Source organism: Burkholderia sp. SIMBA_062 (assembly GCF_046534765.1).
In the GTDB taxonomy this organism is placed as follows: Bacteria; Pseudomonadota; Gammaproteobacteria; order Burkholderiales; family Burkholderiaceae; genus Burkholderia; species Burkholderia ambifaria.
Genome location: NZ_JAWRYD010000011.1, coordinates 73,172 through 92,007 on the forward strand (window position 1 = coordinate 73,172; position 18,836 = coordinate 92,007).

Sequence of the window (18,836 nt, forward strand, 5' to 3'; positions counted from 1 at the left end):
AAATCGTCTATTTCGCTTTGCTGAGCAATGCCTGCGGCCGCGCGATTTTGTGTGCCGATATGGCACGAAATCCGCGCGGTTTCCGCATTCCAACGGTCGCGCGCCAACCGCTGAAAGGCGGCTGAAAAACGATGGTGTGCGAATCGAAGCATTCCTGAAAGGTGTGCGCCGCACCGACCTTCGCTCGAATATTTCCAAATTTTTCAAAGCCGACCCGCTCGCGTATATTGGCCAGCGCCTCGGCTTATCGGCCGCAATCGAGGCGGGGGGCGGCGTACCCGGCTGCTCGACACAAAAAACATTCGAGAGAAGGAAAGCAACGATGCCAGCGAGCAAAGCGAAGCTGTTGTTGGGAGTTGTGTTCTCTTCGCTGATTCTGACGGCCTGCAACGACGACGTGACGTCGTCCGCCGCAACAGGTGCCGCCAATTCAGCCGATCCCGCCGCTCAGGTGGACAGGCCGTACAACGATCCCAACCGTTATTCGTCGAGCGCGACCGCATCGCTCGATGCGTCCGCCGCGGTCGAGAAGGCCGCCGTCACCCATCACCAGATCACGCTGAACGGCCAGACGATCCGCTACACGGCCACCGCCGGCCACCTCGTCGCACGCAATCCGCAGACGGGCGCGCCCGAAGCATCGTTCTTCTACATCGCGTACACCGCCGACAACCAACCCGCGGCGAAGCGGCCCGTCACGTTCCTGTACAACGGCGGCCCCGGTTCCGCATCGGTGTGGCTGCATCTCGGCTCGTTCGGTCCGAAACGGATCCAGACGGGCGACCCGAACGCGAACACGTCGACGTTCCCGTTCGTCGACAACGCGGAAAGCCTGCTCGATACGACCGACCTCGTGTTCGTCGATGCGATCGGCACCGGCTTCTCGGAAGCGATCGCGCCGAACACGAACCAGACGTTCTGGGGTGTCGACCAGGACGGCGGCGCGTTTCGCGATTTCGTGATGCGCTACCTCGCCGTGAACCAGCGCAACGATTCGCCGAAATACCTGTTCGGCGAATCGTATGGCACGCCGCGCACCGACGTGCTCGCGAACCTGCTCGAAACGGCCGGCGTGAAGCTCGCCGGCATCGTGCTGCAGTCGTCGATCCTGAACTACAACGCGAACTGCGACATGGCGAGCGACTACATCGGCAACTCGAACAACGGGTCGAGCCCGGTGAGCTGCGCGGGCTTCGTGCCGTCCTACGGCACCGTCGGCGCGTACTACCAGCTCGACAATCCGAACCCGTCGAGCCTGCCGCAGTATGCGGACCAGATGCGCGTGCTGACGGCCGGCAGCTACGCGCCCGCCGTGAACGCGTATCTCGCGAGCCACACGCCGCCCCCGCCGACGCTCGTCACGACGATGGTGAATTCGACCGGCGTGAAGCAGTCGCTCTGGAATGCGGACTTCAACGTGGTCCCGACGTTCTTCGACAACAGCTTCCAGGTGGCGCTGATCCCGGGCACGCTGATCGGCCGCTACGACGCACGCGTGAACGTGCCGTCGTCGAGCCCGCTCGCGGCCGACGGCGACCCGTCGAGCACGTTCATCACGAAGCCGTTCACCGACACGATCGGCAGCTACCTGCCGAACGTGCTGAAGTACAGCGCGCAGTCCGCGTATTCGTTGAGCAGCAATGCGATCAACACGTGGGACTGGTCGCACGACGGCCTCGCGATGCCCGACACGATCCCCGATCTCGCCGCGGCGCTGACGCTCAATCCGTCGCTGAAGGTGCTGTCCCTGAACGGGTATCACGACATCGCGACGCCGTTCTACCAGACCGAGCTGGACCTCGCGCGGCTCGGATCGCAACCGAACCTGACGATCAAGGACTATCAGGGTGGACACATGGTCTATCTCGACGATACGTCGCGTCCGCAGGAGAAGGCCGATCTCGTGACCTTCTACAACGCGGCCGCGCACTGATGCGATGGGCGGCCCTGGCGACGCGCGCCCGTGGCGGCGCCGTTCGCCGGCCGTCGACGACCTCATTCCAGACTGGAGCCTGACATGAAGAAACGTTTCATCGTCGTTGCCGCGGCGCTTGCATGCGCCGGCGCTGCAACATCCGCATCCGTGTCCGCGTTCGCGCAGGCCAGCGACGCCGCCACTCCGGCGCGCGCGCGCCAGGCGCAGCTCGGCGATCCGTACGTGCCGCCGGCCGCGCGCAAGCCGACCGCCGGCACGCAGACGACGGGCGCCGCGCTGCACGCACAGGTGGTGCGCAAGCTCGCGCGGCAGTTCGGCGCGGCCGATACGCAGAACACCGGTTCGATCACCGAAGCGCAGGCGCGCGCGGCCGGCCTCGGCTACGTCGCGAACCACTTCCGGCAGATCGATGCGAGCGGCAGCGGTCGCGTGTCGTTCTCCGACGTGCAGCGCTACATGCAGGCGCGCAGCACGAACCAGCAATAAGCGCGGCGCGCGTGGGTAACGGGGGCGGAACCGGCGACGCGTCGGGTTCCGCCCCCGTGCACGTGGCGCGGCCGTTTCGCGGCGATTGTCGGTTTTCTCAATATCTGGGCAACGCATTCAAATATTGGAGACGAGTGCGTGCGCTCCTACAATCCGAAGCACATCGACAGCTTCGGACCCACGCATCGCGCGGCGCCCGACGCACACGGAGACACATTCCATGAAGTTCGCCGGGCGCTTTCCTCGGTGCATCGACCGCCGCGTTGCCGCGACGCCCGACCTCGTTCCGGCTTCGCGACCGCCGCTTCACCGATTCCGCTGAAGAAGCCCGTTCCATGACCAAGATGCCCGATTCCCTTGCTCTCGACGCCCGGCGCGCGACGCCGGACGATGTGCCGCTGACCGACAGCATCGGCGCGACCAGCACGCCGCTCGATCTCGCCGCGCAGCAGGCCGGCACGCAGACGCTGTTGCGCGGCCTCGCGATCCTCGAAGCGATCGCGAACGGCGCGCGCGACATGCGTGCGATCGGCGCCGCGCTCGGCACGACGCGCAGCACGACGCACCGTCTCGTCAGCAGCCTCGTGCAGGCGCGCTACCTGCGGCAGGTGCAGGGCGGTTATCTGCTCGGCCCGAAGCTGATCGAGCTCGGCACGATCGCACTCGAGCAGATGCCGCTCACGGCGGTCGCGCGGCCGCACCTCGAGGCGCTCGCGGAAGCGACGCTCGACACGATTCATCTCGGCGTGCGCGACGGCGACGACGTGCTGTACATCGACAAGATTCCCGGCACGCGCGGCCTCGAGATGCGTTCGCGCGTCGGCCACCGGATGCCGCTCGCCTCCACCGGCATCGGCAAGGCGATGATGCTCGACCTCGATCCGGACCTGTGGCGCTCGCTGTTCGAAGCCGCGCGCCGCGCACTGGCCGGCGTCAATTTCAAGCCGGACAACCGGCCCGAGACGAGCGCGTTCCTGCAGCGCATGGCGCATTACGCGGCCGGCGGCTACACGTTCGACCTCGAGGAAAACGAGGCGTCGATCCGCTGCGTGGCCGCGCCGATCCGCGACGCGTCGGGCGCGGTCGTCGCGGCCGTGTCGGTCGCGAGCACGATTCCGTACATGCCGCACGACCGGATGGATGAACTGATTCCGCTTGTGCAGCGCGAAGCGCGAGCCATTTCCGCGGAACTGGGCTGGAGCCCGCCGCAGGGTACCCGCAGGATCAAACGATGACCGATTCGACCCGGACCGCTCCGGACGCCAACTCCGCCGCCCCGTCGCTGATCGCGCTCGACTGGGGCACGACGTCGCTGCGCGCGTATCTGTTCGATGCGCACGGGGCGCTGCTCGACACGCGCAGCCGCGCGGCGGGCGTGATGCACGTGCCGGCCGGCGGCGCGCGCGCGTTCGACGTCGTGTTCGAGGAAGCGTGCGGCGACTGGCTCGACCGCGCGCCTGGCGTGCCGGTGCTGGCCGCCGGGATGGTCGGCAGCGCGCAGGGCTGGCGCGAGGCGCCGTACGTCGCGGTGCCGGCTGGCGCCGACGCGCTCGTCGCCGGCCTCGTCACGGTGACGACGGCGCGCGGCACAGCGGTGTCGATCGTGCCGGGCGTAATCGCGACGGGCGAGTTGCCCGACGTGATGCGCGGCGAAGAAACGCAGATATTCGGTGCACTCGCGAACGATTCTCTGCTTGATGCCGATCGTTCAGGGCTACTGATCGGCTTGCCGGGCACGCATGCGAAGTGGGCGTGGGTGAAGGACGGGCTCATCGAGCGCTTCCAGACCTTCATGACGGGCGAGCTGTTCGCGGCGCTGCGCGACCACACGATTCTCGGCCGCACGATGCGCGCGAGCCCGTCGCCCGACCGCGCGGCATTCGCGCGCGGCGTCGCGGTGGCCCGCGGCGCGCAGCGCGCGGGGCTGCTCGCGACGATCTTCAGCACGCGCACGCTCGGCCTGACCGACCGGCTCGCGCCCGATGCACAGGGCGACTACCTGTCCGGCCTGCTGATCGGCCACGAACTCGGCGCGCTCGACGCGATGCTCGCGGAGCGCGGTGTCGCGCTCGCGAACCAGCCGCTGCTGCTGATCGGCGACGACGGATTGTGCGCGCGCTATGTCGATGCGCTGCGGGTGTTCGGTTGCGTGCATGCGCGCGTCGTCGCGCAGGCGACCGAGCGCGGCCTATGGCGGATCGCATCGCGTGCCGGACTCGTGCGCGCGGACGGGGAACCCGTCTGCGCCGATCAACGAACCGATTGAAGAGGAACCATCGATGTCGTCCGACCTGACGTTGCCCGCGCCGTACACGCCGCATCCCGCGTTGATGCGGGCGTTCGACGCGTGCCCGCTGATCGCGATCATGCGCGGCATCACGCCCGCCGAAGCGGCCGACCACGGCCTCGCGCTGCACGAAGCCGGCTTGCGGATCGTCGAGGTGCCGCTCAACTCGCCCGATCCGTTCGGCAGCATCGCGGCGCTGCGCCGCGCGTTGCCGGACGACATGATCGTCGGCGCGGGCACCGTGCTGCGCGCCGAATTCGTCGACCGCGTGCAGGACGCCGGCGGCACGCTGATCGTGATGCCGCACAGCGACGCGGCCGTGATCCGCCGCGCGCGCGAGCGCGGGCTCGCGAGCGCACCGGGCGTCGCGACGCCGACCGAGGCGTTCGCCGCGCTCGCGAACGGCGCCGACGTGCTGAAGATGTTCCCGGCCGAGCAGCTCGGCGTGTCCGTCGTGAAGGCGTGGCGCGCGGTGATCGACCGCGCGGTGCCGCTGATTCCGGTCGGCGGGATTGCGCCGGACAACATGCAGCCGTTCCTCGCGGCCGGCGCCAACGGCTTCGGCCTCGGCTCGGCGCTGTACCGGCCCGGCCAGTCGGCGGACGCAACTTTGGCGAATGCGCACGCGTTCCGGGCCGGCCTGCGCGCGGCGCTTGAAGGAGCCGCATGATGGGACGTCTCGCGGGCAAGGTCGCGGTGGTGACGGGCGCCGGCCGCGGGATCGGCGCCGCGATCGCGCAGGCGTTCGCGCGCGAGGGCGCGGCCGTCGCGCTCGTCGACCTCGACTTCCCGCAGGCGCAGCGCACGGCGGCCGCGATCGCCGCCGGCATCGACGGCGCGCGCGTGCTCGCGCTGCATGCGGACGTCGCGCGGCAGGACTCGGTGCGCGACGCGTTCGCGCAGACCGAAGCGGCGCTCGGCCCGCTCGACGTGCTGGTGAACAACGCCGGCATCAACGTGTTCGCCGATCCGCTGACGATGACGGACGACGACTGGCGCCGCTGCTTCGCGGTCGATCTCGACGGCGTGTGGCACGGCTGCCGCGCGGCGCTGCCCGGGATGGTCGAACGCGGTCGCGGCAGCATCGTGAACATCGCGTCGACGCATGCGTTCCGGATCATCCCGGGCTGCTTTCCGTACCCGGTCGCGAAACACGGCGTGCTGGGCCTCACGCGCGCGCTCGGCATCGAATACGCGGCGCGCAACGTGCGTATGAACGCGATCGCGCCCGGCTACATCGAGACGCAGCTCACGCGCGACTGGTGGGATGCGCAGGCCGACCCGGCCGCCGCGCGCGCCGAGACGCTCGCGCTGCAGCCGATGAAGCGGATCGGCAAACCGGAGGAAGTCGCGATGACGGCCGTGTTCCTCGCCTCCGACGAGGCGCCGTTCATCAATGCCGCGTGCATCACCGTCGACGGCGGGCGCGCGGCGCTGTACCACGATTGACGCAACGATTTGAAAGACCGCACGTGCGACGGCCGCGCGCACGCTGCGTCGAAACCAACAAGCGGCTGCATCCCGTTCGATGAAGACAAGGAGACACTGGAGATGAAACGCAGAACGTTCGTAACGCTGGCCGCCGCGGCGGCGGTGGTGATGGGCAGTCCGGTCGCGCACGCGGCCGATCCGGTCAAGATCGGCTTTCTGGTGAAGCAGCCGGAAGAGCCGTGGTTCCAGGACGAGTGGAAGTTCGCCGAGATGGCCGCGAAGGACAAGGGCTTCACGCTCGTGAAGATCGGCGCACCGTCGGGCGAGAAGGTGATGAGCGCGATCGACAACCTGTCCGCGCAGAAGGTGCAGGGCTTCATCATCTGCACGCCCGACGTGAAGCTCGGGCCGGGCATCGTCGCGAAGGCGAAGTCGCACAACCTGAAGATGATGACGGTCGACGACCGCCTCGTCGACGGTGCGGGCAAGCCGATCGAGTCGGTGCCGCACATGGGGATTTCCGCGTACAACATCGGCAAGCAGGTCGGCGACGGCATCGCGGCCGAGATCAAGAAGCGCGGCTGGAACATGAAGGACGTCGGCGCGATCGACATCACGTACGAGCAGCTGCCGACCGCGCACGACCGCACGAGCGGCGCGACCGACGCGCTGGTGGCGGCCGGCTTCCCGAAGGCGAACGTGATCGCGGCGCCGCAGGCGAAGACCGACACCGAGAACGCGTTCAACGCGGCGAACATCGCGCTCACCAAGAACCCGCAGTTCAAGCATTGGGTCGCCTACGGCCTGAACGACGAAGCCGTGCTCGGCGCGGTGCGCGCGGCCGAAGGGCGCGGCTTCAAGGCGGACAACATGATCGGCATCGGCATCGGCGGTTCCGATTCGGCGCTCAGCGAATTCAAGAAGCCGCAGCCGACGGGCTTCTACGGCACCGTGATCATCAGCCCGAAGCGCCACGGCGAGGAAACCTCGGACCTGATGTACGCATGGATCACGCAGGGCAAGGCGCCGCCGGCGCTGACGCTGACGACGGGCATGCTCGCGACGCGCGACAACGTGTCGAAGGTGCGCGACGAGATGGGGCTCGCCTCGAAGTAAGCGGCTTGCCGGCCGCCGCGGCGACGCGGCGGGCGGCGATCGATGGATCTGCAAAGTGGGGAGACGACGTGTCAGCGGCACTGCGTTTTGACAATATCGGCAAGGTATTTCCCGGCGTGCGCGCACTCGACGGCATCTCGTTCGACGTGCATGCGGGCGAGGTGCATGGCCTGATGGGCGAGAACGGCGCGGGCAAGTCGACGCTGCTGAAGATTCTCGGCGGCGAATACCAGCCCGATGCGGGCAGCGTGCTGGTCGACGGCCAGCCCGTGCATTTCTCGAGTGCGGCCGCGTCGATCGCGGCCGGCATTGCGGTGATTCACCAGGAACTGCAGTACGTGCCCGACCTGACGGTCGCGGAGAACCTGCTGCTCGGCCGCCTGCCGAACGCGCTCGGCTGGGTGAAGAAGGGCGAGGCGAAGCGCCATGTGCGCGAGCGGCTCGCCGCGATGGGCGTCGATCTCGATCCCGACGCGAAGCTCGGGCGGCTGTCGATCGCGCAGCGGCAGATGGTCGAGATCTGCAAGGCGCTGATGCGCAACGCGCGCGTGATCGCGCTCGACGAGCCGACGAGCTCGCTGTCGCATCGCGAGACGGAGGTGCTGTTCAAGCTCGTCGACGACCTGCGCGCGCAGGGCCGCGCGCTGATCTACATCTCGCACCGGATGGACGAGATCTACCGGCTGTGCGATGCGTGCACGATCTTCCGCGACGGGCGCAAGATCGCGTCGCACGAATCGCTCGCCGACGTGCCGCGCGAGCAGCTCGTCGCCGAGATGGTCGGGCGCGAGATTTCGGATATCTACCATTACGCACCGCGCGCGCTCGGCGACGTGCGGTTTTCCGCCGACGGCGTCGACGGCCCGGCGCTGCGCGAACCGGCGAGCTTCTCGGTGCGCGCGGGCGAGATCGTCGGGTTCTTCGGACTCGTCGGCGCGGGGCGCAGCGAACTGATGCGGCTCGTGTACGGCGCGGACCGCCGGCGCGCGGGCGAGCTGACGCTCGACGGCAAGCGCATCGACGTGAAGCGCACCGGCGACGCGATCCGCCACGGCATCGTGCTGTGTCCGGAGGACCGCAAGGAAGAAGGGATCATCGCGATGGCGTCGGTCGCGGAGAACATCAACATCAGCTGCCGCCGGCATTCGCTGCGCGCCGGGCTCTTCATCGACCGCAAGACCGAAATCGAAACGGCCGACCGCTTCATCCAGCGGCTGAAGATCAAGACGCCGAACCGCCGGCAGAAGATCCGCTTCCTGTCGGGCGGCAACCAGCAGAAGGCGATCCTGTCGCGCTGGCTCGCGGAGCCCGACCTCAAGGTCGTGATCCTCGACGAGCCGACGCGCGGGATCGACGTCGGTGCGAAGCACGAGATCTACGACGTGATCTACCGGCTCGCGGAGCGCGGCTGCGCGATCGTGATGGTGTCGTCGGAACTGCCGGAAGTGCTCGGCGTGTCCGACCGCATCGTCGTGATGCGCGAAGGCCGCATCGCGGGCGAGCTGTCGCGCGAGCAGGCGAACGAGCATGCGGTGCTCAGCCTCGCGCTGCCGCAGACGAGCGTCGCCGAGGCGGCCTGACGCGGTGTCAGGTCGCCGCGGGCGACGCACGATATTCGAATCGATCACGCGCGGCGCGGGCCGCGCGATGCAGGAGCAGGAGACACAACCATGCAAGTCCGGGAAAACCTCGCCAGCGCAGCCGTGAAGCCGTCGGCCGACGCGCTGGTTCCCCAGCAGAGCGACCGCCAGAAGTGGTGGCAGCACCTCACCGAATACAGCCTGATCGCGATCTTCGCGGTGATGTTCCTGACGATGTCGCTGACGGTCGATCACTTCTTCTCGATCGACAACATGCTTGGCCTCGCGCTGTCGATCTCGCAGATCGGGATGGTCGCGTGCACGATGATGTTCTGTCTGGCCTCGCGCGACTTCGACCTGTCGATCGGCTCGACCGTCGCGTTCTCCGGCGTGCTGTGCGCGATGGTGCTGAACGCGACCGACAACACGTTCGTCGCGATCATCGCGGCGGTCGCCGCCGGTGCGGCGATCGGGTTCGTGAACGGCGCGGTGATCGCGTACCTGCGCATCAACGCGCTGATCACGACGCTCGCGACGATGGAAATCGTGCGCGGGCTCGGCTTCATCGTGTCGAAGGGGCAGGCGGTCGGCGTGTCGTCGGACACGTTCATCGCGCTCGGCGGGCTGTCGCTCTTCGGCGTATCGCTGCCGATCTGGGTCACGCTCATGTGCTTCATCGTGTTCGGCGTGCTGCTGAACCAGACCGTGTACGGCCGCAATACGCTCGCGATCGGCGGCAACCCGGAGGCGTCGCGCCTGGCGGGGATCAACGTCGAACGCACCCGCGTGTACATCTTCCTGATCCAGGGCGCGGTGACGGCGCTCGCCGGCGTGATCCTCGCGTCGCGCATCACGTCGGGCCAGCCGAACGCCGCGCAGGGCTTCGAGCTGAACGTGATCTCCGCATGCGTGCTCGGCGGCGTGTCGCTGATGGGCGGCCGCGCGACGATCTCGGGCGTCGTGATCGGCGTGCTGATCATGGGCACCGTCGAGAACGTGATGAACCTGATGAACATCGACGCGTTCTACCAGTACCTGGTGCGCGGCGCGATCCTGCTCGCGGCCGTGCTGCTCGACCAGCTGAAGAACCGCGGCGTACGCGACTGACCGATTCCACGGAGACGATTCGCATGACCATCGAAACTTCCGCGCAGGATCCACGCGCCGCAAGCGACGCGCGCTATGCGCGCTACCCGAGCCTCGAGGATCGCGCGGTGCTGATCACCGGCGGCGCGACCGGGATCGGCGCGGCGTTCGTCGAGCACTTCGCGCGGCAGGGCGCGCGCGTCGCGTTCGTCGATCTCGACGCGCAGGCGGGCCAGGCGCTCGCGGAAAGCGTCGCGCAGATGCCGGAGGTGCGCCACGCGCCGCTGTTCCTGCCGTGCGACCTGACCGACATCGACGCGCTGCGCCATGCGATCGACGCGATCCGCGCGCGGATCGGCGCGATCGCGGTGCTCGTGAACAACGCGGCGAACGACACGCGCCACGCGATCGGCGACGTGACGCCCGCGTCGTTCGACGCAGGCATCGCGGTGAACCTGCGCCACCAGTTTTTCGCCGCGCAGGCGGTGATCGACGACATGAAGCAGCGCGGCGGCGGCGCGATCGTCAATCTCGGCTCGATCAGCTGGATGCTGAAGAACGGCGGCTATCCCGTCTACGTGATGGCGAAGGCGGCCGTGCAGGGGCTTACGCGCGGGCTCGCGCGCGATCTCGGCCCGTTCGGGATCCGCGTGAATTCGCTGGTGCCCGGCTGGGTGATGACCGACAAGCAGCGCAGGCTGTGGCTCGACGACGCGGGCCGGGCGGCGATCAAGGCGGGCCAGTGCATCGACGCCGAGCTGCTGCCGGACGATCTCGCGCGCATGGCGCTGTTTCTCGCGGCCGACGACAGCCGGATGATCACCGCGCAGGACGTGGTGGTCGACGGCGGCTGGGCCTGATTGCTGGTATGGATGCCGGTGCTCGCGCGGCACCGTGCGACGACCCGTATCGTTTCATCGACGAAGGAAAGGAGTTCACCATGACCGCCACGTCCTCGCGCACCTTGTCGTCCACGAGCCAGTCGCGCCGCGCGCGTCTGGCTGCCGCCGCGCAGCCGGTCAGCGCCGGCCCGCAGACCGCCGCGTTCGCGCGGGGCGTCGGCGCCGCGCATGCGGCGGCCGTCACGCTGTCGAACGCGGCGCTGCGGCTCGACGTGCTGCCGCACCTCGGCGGCGGCATCGCGCGCTTCGACTGGCGCGGCGAGCACGGCGCGCTCGTGCCGGTGTTCCGCCGCTGCGAGCACCCGGAAACGGCCACGGATCCGAACGAACTCGCGTGCTATCCGCTGCTGCCGTATTCGAACCGGATCGGCAACGGCCGCTTCGAATGCGACGGGCGCAGCGTCGCGGTGCCGCGCAATCGTCGCGACGAGCCGCTGCCGATTCACGGCGACGGCTGGCTCGCGCCGTGGCAGGTGGACGACGCGACCGACACGACGCTGCAACTGTCGCTCGATCGCGCGAGCGGCGCGCCGTATGCGTTTCGCGCGATCCAGTCGTTCGCGCTCGACGACACGACGCTGTCGATCGCACTGACGATCGAGAATGCGGGGCGCGCGCGGCTGCCGTTCGGTCTCGGCGTGCATCCGTTCCTGGTGCGCGACGACGTGACCGAGCTTGCCGCGGCCGCGGGCGGGCTGTGGCTGTCGGGCGCCGATTTCCTGCCGGTGCGGCACGTGAGCGTGCCGCCGGCCTGGCAGTTCGGCGTCGCGTATCCGTTGCCGGCGACGCTCGTCAATCATGCGTTCACCGGCTGGGGCGGCCACGCGGCGGTTAGCTGGCCGCGCCGCGGGCTGTCGCTGACGGTGGCGGCCGATGCCGATGCCTACGTGCTGTATACGCCGCCCGGCGAGGATTTCTTCTGCTTCGAACCCGTCGATCATCCGATCAACGCGGTGAACCTGCCGGGCGGCGCGGCCGCGCACGGCATGACGCTGCTCGCGCCGGGCGAGCGGCTCACGCGGCGTTTCGCGTTCACCGTCGAGCGGGCCGATGCACGCGTCGATGCCGCCGCGCGCGAGGGGCGCCGGCGACGCGGGTAAAATACGCGGTCTACCAACGGTTTGCCGCGAGTATCCGCCATGTCTTCCCCGCTTACTTTCATCGAATCGCTGCGCGCCGCGTGGCAACGCACGAATTCGCTGCTGTGCGTCGGCCTCGATCCCGAGCCGTCGCGCTTTCCCGTGCAGTTCGACGGCCAGCCCGACGCGATCTTCGAATTCTGCCGGCAGATCGTCGACGCGACCGCGCCGTATGCGAGCGCGTTCAAGCCGCAGATCGCATACTTCGCCGCGCATCGCGCCGAAGACCAGCTCGAGCGCCTGATCGCGCACATCCACCTCCAGCATCCGGGCCTGCCCGTGATTCTCGACGCGAAGCGCGGCGACATCGGCAGCACCGCCGAGCAGTACGCGCGCGAGGCGTTCGAGCGCTATCGCGCGGACGCGGTCACCGTGAACCCGTACATGGGCTACGACTCGGTCGAGCCATACTTCGAGCATGAAGGCAAGGGCGTGATCGTGCTGTGCCGCACGTCGAACCCGGGCGGCTCGGACCTGCAGTTCCTCGACACGAACGGCCGGCCGCTGTACCAGGTCGTGGCCGACCTCGCGGCGAACAAGTGGAATGCGAAGAACGGCCAGCTCGGCCTCGTGGTCGGCGCGACGTTCCCGAACGAAATCGAGATCGTGCGCGGGATCGTCGGCGACATGCCGCTGCTGATTCCCGGTATCGGCGCGCAGGGCGGCGACGTGGAGGCCACCGTCAACGCGGGCCGCACGACGGACGGCACCGGGATGATGATCAACTCGTCGCGCGCGATCCTGTACGCGAGCAAGGACGGGGATTTCGCCGAAGCCGCGGCGCTCGCCGCGCAGAAGACGCGCGACACGATCAACGCGCATCGCTGAAATACCGGCCGCCCGTCCGGGCGGCCTTTCACCGCCGCGCCCGCATTCGCGGGCCGCGCGCGTGCCTCCCGCGTGCCTCCCGCGCCTGCCGCATTGGCGCACGCGAACAACTTCCAGTCGCTTGCGCACCGCATGCCCGCGCCACAATCGCGCGATGCTGCCGGGATCAGGCCCTCGTCATCGATCCGTCACCACACTGTCACGAAAGGGAGCGACGTCATGCCCAAGCTGTCCCGCCGTCTTCTGAGCGCGCTTGCCGCGTCGTTGTGCATGTCGTTCGCCCACGCCGCGGACCTGTCGCACTGGCCGGCGGACAGCGCGAAGGCGCTGAACGCGATGATCGCCGCCCATGCGAATCGCGGCGACTACGCGGTGTTCGACGCCGACAACACGACCTACCGCTACGACCTCGAGGAATCGCTGCTGCCGTATCTCGAGAACCGCGGCGTGCTCACGCGCGACTCGCTGGATCCATCGCTGAAGCTGATTCCGTTCAAGGATTCCGCCGACTACAAGGAATCGCTGACGAGCTACTACTACCGGCTTTGCGAGATCGACGACCTGGTCTGCTACCCGTGGATCGCGCAGGCGTTCGCGGGGCTGTCGCTCGCGGATCTGAAGCGCCACGTCGACGCGATGCTCGCCGACGGCAAGCCGGTGCCGATCCGCTATTGGCAGGGCGACAAGGTCGTCGACGGCGCCGCGAACCCGCCGCGCTTCTTCCGCGGGATGCAGGAGCTGTACAACGCGCTGCGCGAGAACGGAATCGAGGTCTACGTGATGACCGCCGCGCACGAGGAGCTCGCGCGGCTCGTGCTGTCCGATCCGAAATACGGCTACAACGTGAAGCCGCAGAACGTGATCGGCGTGACGACGCTGCTGCGCAACCCGGCGACGGGCGCGCTGACGACGTCGCGGCTGCAGATCAAGGCCGGCAAGTACGACGAGGCCGCGAACCGCAGCCTCGTGATCACGCCGTTCCTGATGAACCCGATGACGTGGTACGAAGGCAAGCTCGGCTCGATCGTCGGCTGGATCGACCAGTGGAAGAAGCCGGTGCTCGTCGCGGGCGACACGCCGACGTCCGACGGCTACATGCTGCTGAATGCGACCGACGTCGCGCGCGGCGGCGTGCGCGTATGGGTCAACAAGAAGGACAAGCAGATGACGCAGATCCGCGCGTGGTCGGACGAATCTGCCGCGAAGCAGAAAGCGCTCGGCCTGCCGGTGACGGCGGACAAGAACTGGATCGTCGTGAAGCCCGACGCGATCCAGTAAGCGGGGAGGGGCGCGGGCCGCCCCTGCCGTTGCGGCGGCGAATCGGCCTTGGTTCAGCCTTCGCTCAGCCTTCGCGCTCGTCGAGCAGCTTCAGCAGCCCGCGCAGCGCATGCGCGGCGGCCTGCGTGCGAATCTGCTCACGGTCGCCCTTGAACACGCGCGTCTCGACGTCGGTATGCAGCCGGTTGCTCCACGCGAACGACACGGTGCCGACCGGCTTTTTCTCGCTGCCGCCCGCCGGGCCTGCGATGCCGGTGACGGCCAGCGCGACCTGCGCGCGGCTGTTGCGCAGCGCGCCTTCGGCCATCGCGCGCGCGACCGGCTCGCTGACCGCGCCGTGTTTCTCGATCAGGTCGGGCGGCACGCCGATCATCTCGCTCTTGGCCTGGTTCGAGTACGTGACGAAGCCGCGCTCGAACCACTGGCTGCTGCCGGAGATGTCGGTGATCGCCGCGGCGATCATGCCGCCCGTGCAGGATTCGGCGGTGGCGAGCGACAGGTGCTCGTCACGCAGCTTGTTGCCTGCGCGGATCGCAAGCTGATGGACGACGGAATCGGTTGGCATGCGCGTCGGGAAACGGGAGTCGGGAACAACGGTCAGCTGACGGCGGAGCGCCACAGGGCGATCACGAGCAGCGTCATGAACGCGGCGATCAGGTCGTCGACCATGATGCCGAGCCCGCCTTTCACGCGACGATCGAAATAGCGGATCGGCGGCGGCTTGAGCATGTCGAAGAAGCGGAACACGACGAACGCCCACAACTGGCCGATGAAGGTCGCGGGCGTGACGAACAGCATCACGAGCCAGATCGCGACGATTTCGTCCCAGACGACGGCGCCCGGATCGGTCGTGCCCATCCTGCGTGCGGTGAAGCCGGTGATCCACGTGCCGGCGACGAACCCGACCGCGATCAGCGCCCACCATTCGGGCACCGTCAGGTAGCGGTTCAGCACGACGAACGTCAGCCACCCGAACAGCGAGCCGAACGTGCCGGGCATGAACGGCGCGAGCCCGCTGCCGAAGCCGAGCGACACGATGTGCGCCAGATGCGACAGCATGAAGCGCGCGGTGGCGCGCTGCGGCGCGTTCCGGGCGGCGCCGGGCGCGGCCGCGGTCTGTGCGGTCGTCGGGTCAGTCTGCATGGAAGTGGTCGAAACCGTGCAACGTGAGAGTCAGGGGCGTGCCGGCGGCGTCGCGCCACGCGATCGCGGGCTGCTCGGACGGCGAGGACAACGCGTGTATTGTACCGACTCGCGTGACCCGAACGCCGCTGCTTGCGCCCGCCGCCTCGACCGCCGCGCGCGCCGCGGCCGGTGCCGTGAAGCACAGTTCGTAGTCGTCGCCGCCGGCCAGCGTGCAGCGTCGCTGCACGTCGGGCGGCAGCGTCGCGAGCGCGGCCGAGCGCGGCACCGCGTCGGCGTCGATGTCGGCGCGCACGTTCGAGCGGGTCAGGATGTGCCGCAGGTCGCCGGCGAGGCCGTCCGAGATGTCGAGCGCCGCATGCGCGACGCCCGCGAGTGCCAGCCCGAGCGCGATGCGCGGCTCGGGACGCTCGAGCGCCTGCCGGAACGCGGCCGCTTCGGCCGCGCCGGCGCTCCATTCGCCGCGCGCGAGCCCGAGCCCCGCGCGGGCGTCGCCGAGCGTGCCGGACACCCATACGTCGTCGCCGTCGCGCGCGGCATCGCGCCGCAGCGCCGCATCCGGCGCGACTTCACCGAACACGGTCACGCACAGGTTCAGCGGCCCGCTCGTCGTGTCGCCGCCGATCAGCTCGCAGCCGAACCGTTCGGCGAGTGCGAACAGCCCGTTGCTGAACGCCTCGAGCCACGCGGCATCGGCGCGCGGAAGCGCGCACGCGAGCGTGAACGCGCGCGGCTCCGCGCCCATCGCCGCGAGATCCGACAGGTTGACCGCGAGCGTCTTGTGGCCGAGCGCGTCGGGCGCGACATCGGGAAAGAAATGGCGGCCTTCGACCAGCATGTCCGTCGAAATGGCCAGCAATTTTCCGGATCGCGGCGCGATCAGCGCGCAATCGTCGCCGATGCCGAGCGTCGACGCACGCACGCCGCGGGCCGCGCGGCGCGCGAAGAAGCGATCGATCAGCGAAAACTCGGACAAGGCGGCTGGCACGGCGGACGGACCCGGAAGCGGTGAAAGGAACGGCATTGTACGCAGCGAACGGCGCCGTTCCTGCACCGTTCAGACCATTTTTGTCGCGGCTGTCGCACCTGAATCGCCGGTCTGGCGGCCTTGGATTGGCGCTACAATGCCGTCGAACAGTTATTCTAATCCGCCCGCCAAGAGACACATGTCGACCCAAGCCTCCTCCAAAGCCAAGCTCCGCGAAGCCGCCCTCGATTATCACGAATTCCCGACGCCGGGGAAGATCGCGATCGCCCCGACCAAGCAGATGATCAACCAGCGCGACCTCGCGCTCGCGTATTCGCCGGGCGTCGCGTATGCGTGCGAGGAGATCGTCGAGAACCCGCTGAACGCCGCGCGCTTCACCGCGCGCAGCAACCTCGTCGGCGTGGTCACGAACGGCACCGCGGTGCTCGGGCTCGGCAACATCGGCCCGCTCGCGTCGAAGCCGGTGATGGAAGGCAAGGCCGTCCTGTTCAAGAAGTTCGCCGGCATCGACGTGTTCGACATCGAACTGAACGAGTCGGACCCGCACAAGCTGGTCGACGTGATCGCCGCGCTGGAGCCGACCTTCGGCGGGATCAACCTGGAAGACATCAAGGCGCCGGACTGCTTCATCGTCGAGCGCGAAGCGCGCAAGCGGATGAAGATCCCGGTGTTCCACGACGACCAGCACGGCACCGCGATCGTCGTGGCCGCGGCCGTCACGAACGGCCTGAAGGTCGTCGGCAAGGACATCAAGAAGGTGAAGCTCGTCGCGTCCGGCGCGGGTGCGGCCGCGCTCGCGTGTCTGGACCTGCTGGTCGACATCGGCCTGCCGATCGAGAACATCCTGGTGACCGACCTGGCCGGCGTGGTCTACAAGGGCCGCGCCGAGCTGATGGATCCGGACAAGGAGCGTTTCGCTCGCGAAACCGAAGCCCGCACGCTGGCCGAGGTGATCGACGGCGCGGACATCTTCCTCGGCCTGTCGGCCGCGGGCGTGCTGAAGCAGGAGATGGTGAAGGGCATGGCCGAGCGCCCGCTGATCCTCGCGCTCGCGAACCCGACGCCGGAAATCCTGCCGGAACTGGCGCTCGAAGTGCGCCCGGACGCCGTGCTGGCCACCGGCCGCACCGACTATCCGAACCAGGTCAACAACGTCCTGTGCTTCCCGTTCATCTTCCGCGGCGCGCTCGACGTCGGCGCGACGACGATCACGCGTGAAATGGAGATCGCGGCCGTCAATGCGATCGCCGAACTCGCGCAGCAGGAGCAGAGCGACATCGTCGCGACCGCATACGGCATTCAGGACCTGTCGTTCGGGCCGGAATACCTGATTCCGAAGCCGTTCGATCCGCGCCTGATCGTCAAGATCGCGCCGGCCGTCGCGCAGGCCGCGATGGACGGCGGCGTCGCGACGCGGCCGATCGAGGACATGGAGGCGTACCGCGTTCACCTCCAGCAGTTCGTGTATCACAGCGGCACGACGATGAAGCCGATCTTCCAGATCGCGCGCGCCGCGCCGGCGGAGAAGAAGCGCGTGGTGTTCGCCGAAGGCGAGGAAGAGCGCGTGTTGCGCGCCGTTCAGATCATTGTCGACGAGAAACTCGCGAAGCCGATCCTGATCGGCCGGCCGTCGGTGATCGAGCACCGTATCCAGCGCTACGGCCTGCGCCTCACGCCGGGCACCGACTTCACGGTCGTCAACACCGAGCACGACGAGCGCTACCGCGACTTCTGGCAGACGTACTACAAGATGATGTCGCGCAAGGGCATCAGCGAGCAGTTGGCCCGTGTCGAAATGCGCCGCCGCACGACGCTGATCGGCTCGATGCTGGTGAAGAAGGGCGAAGCGGACGGGATGATCTGCGGCACGATCAGCACGACCCACCGCCACCTGCACTTCATCGATCAGGTGATCGGCAAGCGCCCGGGCTGCAGCGTGTACGCGGCGATGAACGGCCTCGTGCTGCCGGGTCGCCAGATTTTCCTGGTCGATACGCACGTGAACGTCGATCCGACGCCGGAGGAACTCGCCGAGATCACGATCATGGCCGCGGAAGAAGTGCGCCGGTTCGGCATCGAGCCGAAGGTCGCGCTGGTGTCGCACTCGAATTTCGGCACGAGCAACGCCCCTTCGGCGAAGAAGATGCGCGATACGCTCGCGATCCTGCAGGAACGTGCGCCGGAATTGAAGGTCGACGGCGAAATGCACGGCGACGTGGCGCTCGACGCGGCGCTGCGCAAGGAAATCCTGCCGGAATCGACGCTCGAAGGCGAAGCGAACCTGCTGATCCTGCCGAACATCGACGCCGCGAACATCGCGTACAACCTGCTGAAGACGGCCGCCGGCAACAACATCGCGATCGGGCCGATCCTGCTGGGCGCGGCCCAGCCGGTGCACGTGCTGACCGAATCGGCGACGGTTCGCCGCATCGTCAACATGGCGGCGCTGCTGGTCGCCGACGTGAACGCCGCACGCTGACCGAGGACGAACGCGCGGCGCCGGTCAACCGGCGCCGCGCGCCGGGCGAAATTGTAAACAAAAGCAAAAAGAGGCGTGCCCGCAAGGGGCACGCCGTCGGGCAGGGCGCAAACGCGCTTCCCATAAGCAACAGCAGCATCTCTCCACTCCGGGTAGC

Annotated in this window: 17 protein-coding genes; 14 read left to right on the forward strand and 3 right to left on the reverse strand. The window is 68.3% G+C overall.

Annotated elements, in window-relative coordinates:
• The first annotated feature begins 322 nt into the window (after nt 1–322).
• From SB786_RS14165 to SB786_RS14225, 13 genes are all read left to right on the forward strand, one after another.
• Nucleotides 323–1,933 carry a S10 family peptidase gene (locus SB786_RS14165; RefSeq protein ID WP_410727986.1) on the forward strand — a complete coding sequence of 537 codons (1,611 nt, stop codon included), beginning with the start codon at nt 323–325 and terminating at the stop codon, nt 1,931–1,933.
• An 84-nt stretch (nt 1,934–2,017) separates the two neighbouring features.
• Complete coding sequence (locus SB786_RS14170) at nt 2,018–2,422, forward strand: EF-hand domain-containing protein (RefSeq protein ID WP_138848263.1); 405 nt, start codon at nt 2,018–2,020, stop codon at nt 2,420–2,422.
• A gap of 335 nt (nt 2,423–2,757) precedes the next feature.
• Nucleotides 2,758–3,657, forward strand: coding sequence for an IclR family transcriptional regulator (locus SB786_RS14175; protein ID WP_410727987.1), 900 nt, complete (start codon nt 2,758–2,760; stop codon nt 3,655–3,657).
• Nucleotides 3,654–4,688, forward strand: coding sequence for a 2-dehydro-3-deoxygalactonokinase (locus tag SB786_RS14180; protein WP_410727988.1), 1,035 nt, complete (start codon nt 3,654–3,656; stop codon nt 4,686–4,688). The genes SB786_RS14175 and SB786_RS14180 overlap by 4 nt, the downstream gene beginning before the upstream one ends.
• A 13-nt stretch (nt 4,689–4,701) precedes the next feature.
• Nucleotides 4,702–5,379, forward strand: a complete 678-nt coding sequence (locus SB786_RS14185) for a 2-dehydro-3-deoxy-6-phosphogalactonate aldolase (protein ID WP_410727989.1) — start codon at nt 4,702–4,704, stop codon at nt 5,377–5,379.
• Nucleotides 5,379–6,158, forward strand: coding sequence for an SDR family oxidoreductase (locus SB786_RS14190; RefSeq protein WP_041491315.1), 780 nt, complete (start codon nt 5,379–5,381; stop codon nt 6,156–6,158). The genes SB786_RS14185 and SB786_RS14190 overlap by 1 nt, the downstream gene beginning before the upstream one ends.
• A 102-nt stretch (nt 6,159–6,260) precedes the next feature.
• Nucleotides 6,261–7,256, forward strand: coding sequence for an arabinose ABC transporter substrate-binding protein (locus tag SB786_RS14195; RefSeq protein ID WP_006761975.1), 996 nt, complete (start codon nt 6,261–6,263; stop codon nt 7,254–7,256).
• Between the two features lie 68 nt (nt 7,257–7,324).
• Nucleotides 7,325–8,836 (forward strand): L-arabinose ABC transporter ATP-binding protein AraG, encoded by a 1,512-nt coding sequence (araG, locus tag SB786_RS14200; protein ID WP_410727990.1) that lies wholly within the window; start codon nt 7,325–7,327, stop codon nt 8,834–8,836.
• Nucleotides 8,837–8,926: 90 nt separating this feature from the next.
• The gene (gene araH, locus SB786_RS14205; protein ID WP_410727991.1) at nt 8,927–9,943 is read left to right on the forward strand and encodes an L-arabinose ABC transporter permease AraH; all 1,017 of its coding nucleotides are present in this window, start codon (nt 8,927–8,929) and stop codon (nt 9,941–9,943) included.
• Nucleotides 9,944–9,966: 23 nt separating this feature from the next.
• Nucleotides 9,967–10,782, forward strand: a complete 816-nt coding sequence (locus SB786_RS14210) for an SDR family NAD(P)-dependent oxidoreductase (RefSeq protein ID WP_410727992.1) — start codon at nt 9,967–9,969, stop codon at nt 10,780–10,782.
• Between the two features lie 80 nt (nt 10,783–10,862).
• Nucleotides 10,863–11,924 (forward strand): aldose 1-epimerase, encoded by a 1,062-nt coding sequence (locus SB786_RS14215; RefSeq protein WP_410727993.1) that lies wholly within the window; start codon nt 10,863–10,865, stop codon nt 11,922–11,924.
• Nucleotides 11,925–11,963: 39 nt separating this feature from the next.
• Nucleotides 11,964–12,791: an orotidine-5'-phosphate decarboxylase gene (gene pyrF, locus SB786_RS14220; RefSeq protein WP_410727994.1), complete on the forward strand. Its 828-nt coding sequence runs from the start codon at nt 11,964–11,966 to the stop codon at nt 12,789–12,791.
• A 219-nt stretch (nt 12,792–13,010) separates the two neighbouring features.
• A complete protein-coding gene (locus SB786_RS14225) occupies nt 13,011–14,069 on the forward strand; it encodes a haloacid dehalogenase-like hydrolase (protein WP_410727995.1) in 1,059 nt (352 codons plus the stop codon).
• 64 nt (nt 14,070–14,133) lie between these two features.
• On the opposite strand, the gene SB786_RS14230 is transcribed toward SB786_RS14225, so the two are convergent.
• The 3 genes from SB786_RS14230 to thiL are packed head-to-tail and all read right to left on the reverse strand — an operon-like array spanning nt 14,134 to nt 16,236.
• Nucleotides 14,134–14,634, reverse strand: coding sequence for a CinA family protein (locus tag SB786_RS14230; protein ID WP_410727996.1), 501 nt, complete (start codon nt 14,632–14,634; stop codon nt 14,134–14,136).
• A gap of 32 nt (nt 14,635–14,666) precedes the next feature.
• A complete protein-coding gene (locus SB786_RS14235) occupies nt 14,667–15,212 on the reverse strand; it encodes a phosphatidylglycerophosphatase A (protein WP_410727997.1) in 546 nt (181 codons plus the stop codon).
• Nucleotides 15,202–16,236: a thiamine-phosphate kinase gene (gene thiL / locus SB786_RS14240; protein ID WP_410727998.1), complete on the reverse strand. Its 1,035-nt coding sequence runs from the start codon at nt 16,234–16,236 to the stop codon at nt 15,202–15,204. The genes SB786_RS14235 and thiL overlap by 11 nt, the downstream gene beginning before the upstream one ends.
• A gap of 100 nt (nt 16,237–16,336) precedes the next feature.
• On the opposite strand from thiL, the gene SB786_RS14245 reads away from it, so the two are divergent.
• Complete coding sequence (locus SB786_RS14245) at nt 16,337–18,679, forward strand: NADP-dependent malic enzyme (RefSeq protein ID WP_410727999.1); 2,343 nt, start codon at nt 16,337–16,339, stop codon at nt 18,677–18,679.
• The last annotated feature ends 157 nt before the right edge of the window (nt 18,680–18,836 follow it).

Bases quoted from the DNA above. Each gene is read 5' to 3' on its own strand.
- SB786_RS14210 (WP_410727992.1), top strand. From the start codon at position 9,967: ATGACCATCGAAACTTCCGCGCAGGATCCACGCGCCGCAAGCGACGCG.
- SB786_RS14175 (WP_410727987.1), top strand. From the start codon at position 2,758: ATGACCAAGATGCCCGATTCCCTTGCTCTCGACGCCCGGCGCGCGACG.
- SB786_RS14225 (WP_410727995.1), top strand. From the start codon at position 13,011: ATGCCCAAGCTGTCCCGCCGTCTTCTGAGCGCGCTTGCCGCGTCGTTG.
- SB786_RS14190 (WP_041491315.1), top strand. From the start codon at position 5,379: ATGGGACGTCTCGCGGGCAAGGTCGCGGTGGTGACGGGCGCCGGCCGC.
- SB786_RS14235 (WP_410727997.1), bottom strand. From the start codon at position 15,212: ATGCAGACTGACCCGACGACCGCACAGACCGCGGCCGCGCCCGGCGCC.
- SB786_RS14165 (WP_410727986.1), top strand. From the start codon at position 323: ATGCCAGCGAGCAAAGCGAAGCTGTTGTTGGGAGTTGTGTTCTCTTCG.
- araH (WP_410727991.1), top strand. From the start codon at position 8,927: ATGCAAGTCCGGGAAAACCTCGCCAGCGCAGCCGTGAAGCCGTCGGCC.
- SB786_RS14230 (WP_410727996.1), bottom strand. From the start codon at position 14,634: ATGCCAACCGATTCCGTCGTCCATCAGCTTGCGATCCGCGCAGGCAAC.
- SB786_RS14185 (WP_410727989.1), top strand. From the start codon at position 4,702: ATGTCGTCCGACCTGACGTTGCCCGCGCCGTACACGCCGCATCCCGCG.
- SB786_RS14180 (WP_410727988.1), top strand. From the start codon at position 3,654: ATGACCGATTCGACCCGGACCGCTCCGGACGCCAACTCCGCCGCCCCG.
- SB786_RS14195 (WP_006761975.1), top strand. From the start codon at position 6,261: ATGAAACGCAGAACGTTCGTAACGCTGGCCGCCGCGGCGGCGGTGGTG.
- SB786_RS14170 (WP_138848263.1), top strand. From the start codon at position 2,018: ATGAAGAAACGTTTCATCGTCGTTGCCGCGGCGCTTGCATGCGCCGGC.
- SB786_RS14215 (WP_410727993.1), top strand. From the start codon at position 10,863: ATGACCGCCACGTCCTCGCGCACCTTGTCGTCCACGAGCCAGTCGCGC.
- thiL (WP_410727998.1), bottom strand. From the start codon at position 16,236: ATGCCGTTCCTTTCACCGCTTCCGGGTCCGTCCGCCGTGCCAGCCGCC.
- SB786_RS14245 (WP_410727999.1), top strand. From the start codon at position 16,337: ATGCCGTCGAACAGTTATTCTAATCCGCCCGCCAAGAGACACATGTCG.
- pyrF (WP_410727994.1), top strand. From the start codon at position 11,964: ATGTCTTCCCCGCTTACTTTCATCGAATCGCTGCGCGCCGCGTGGCAA.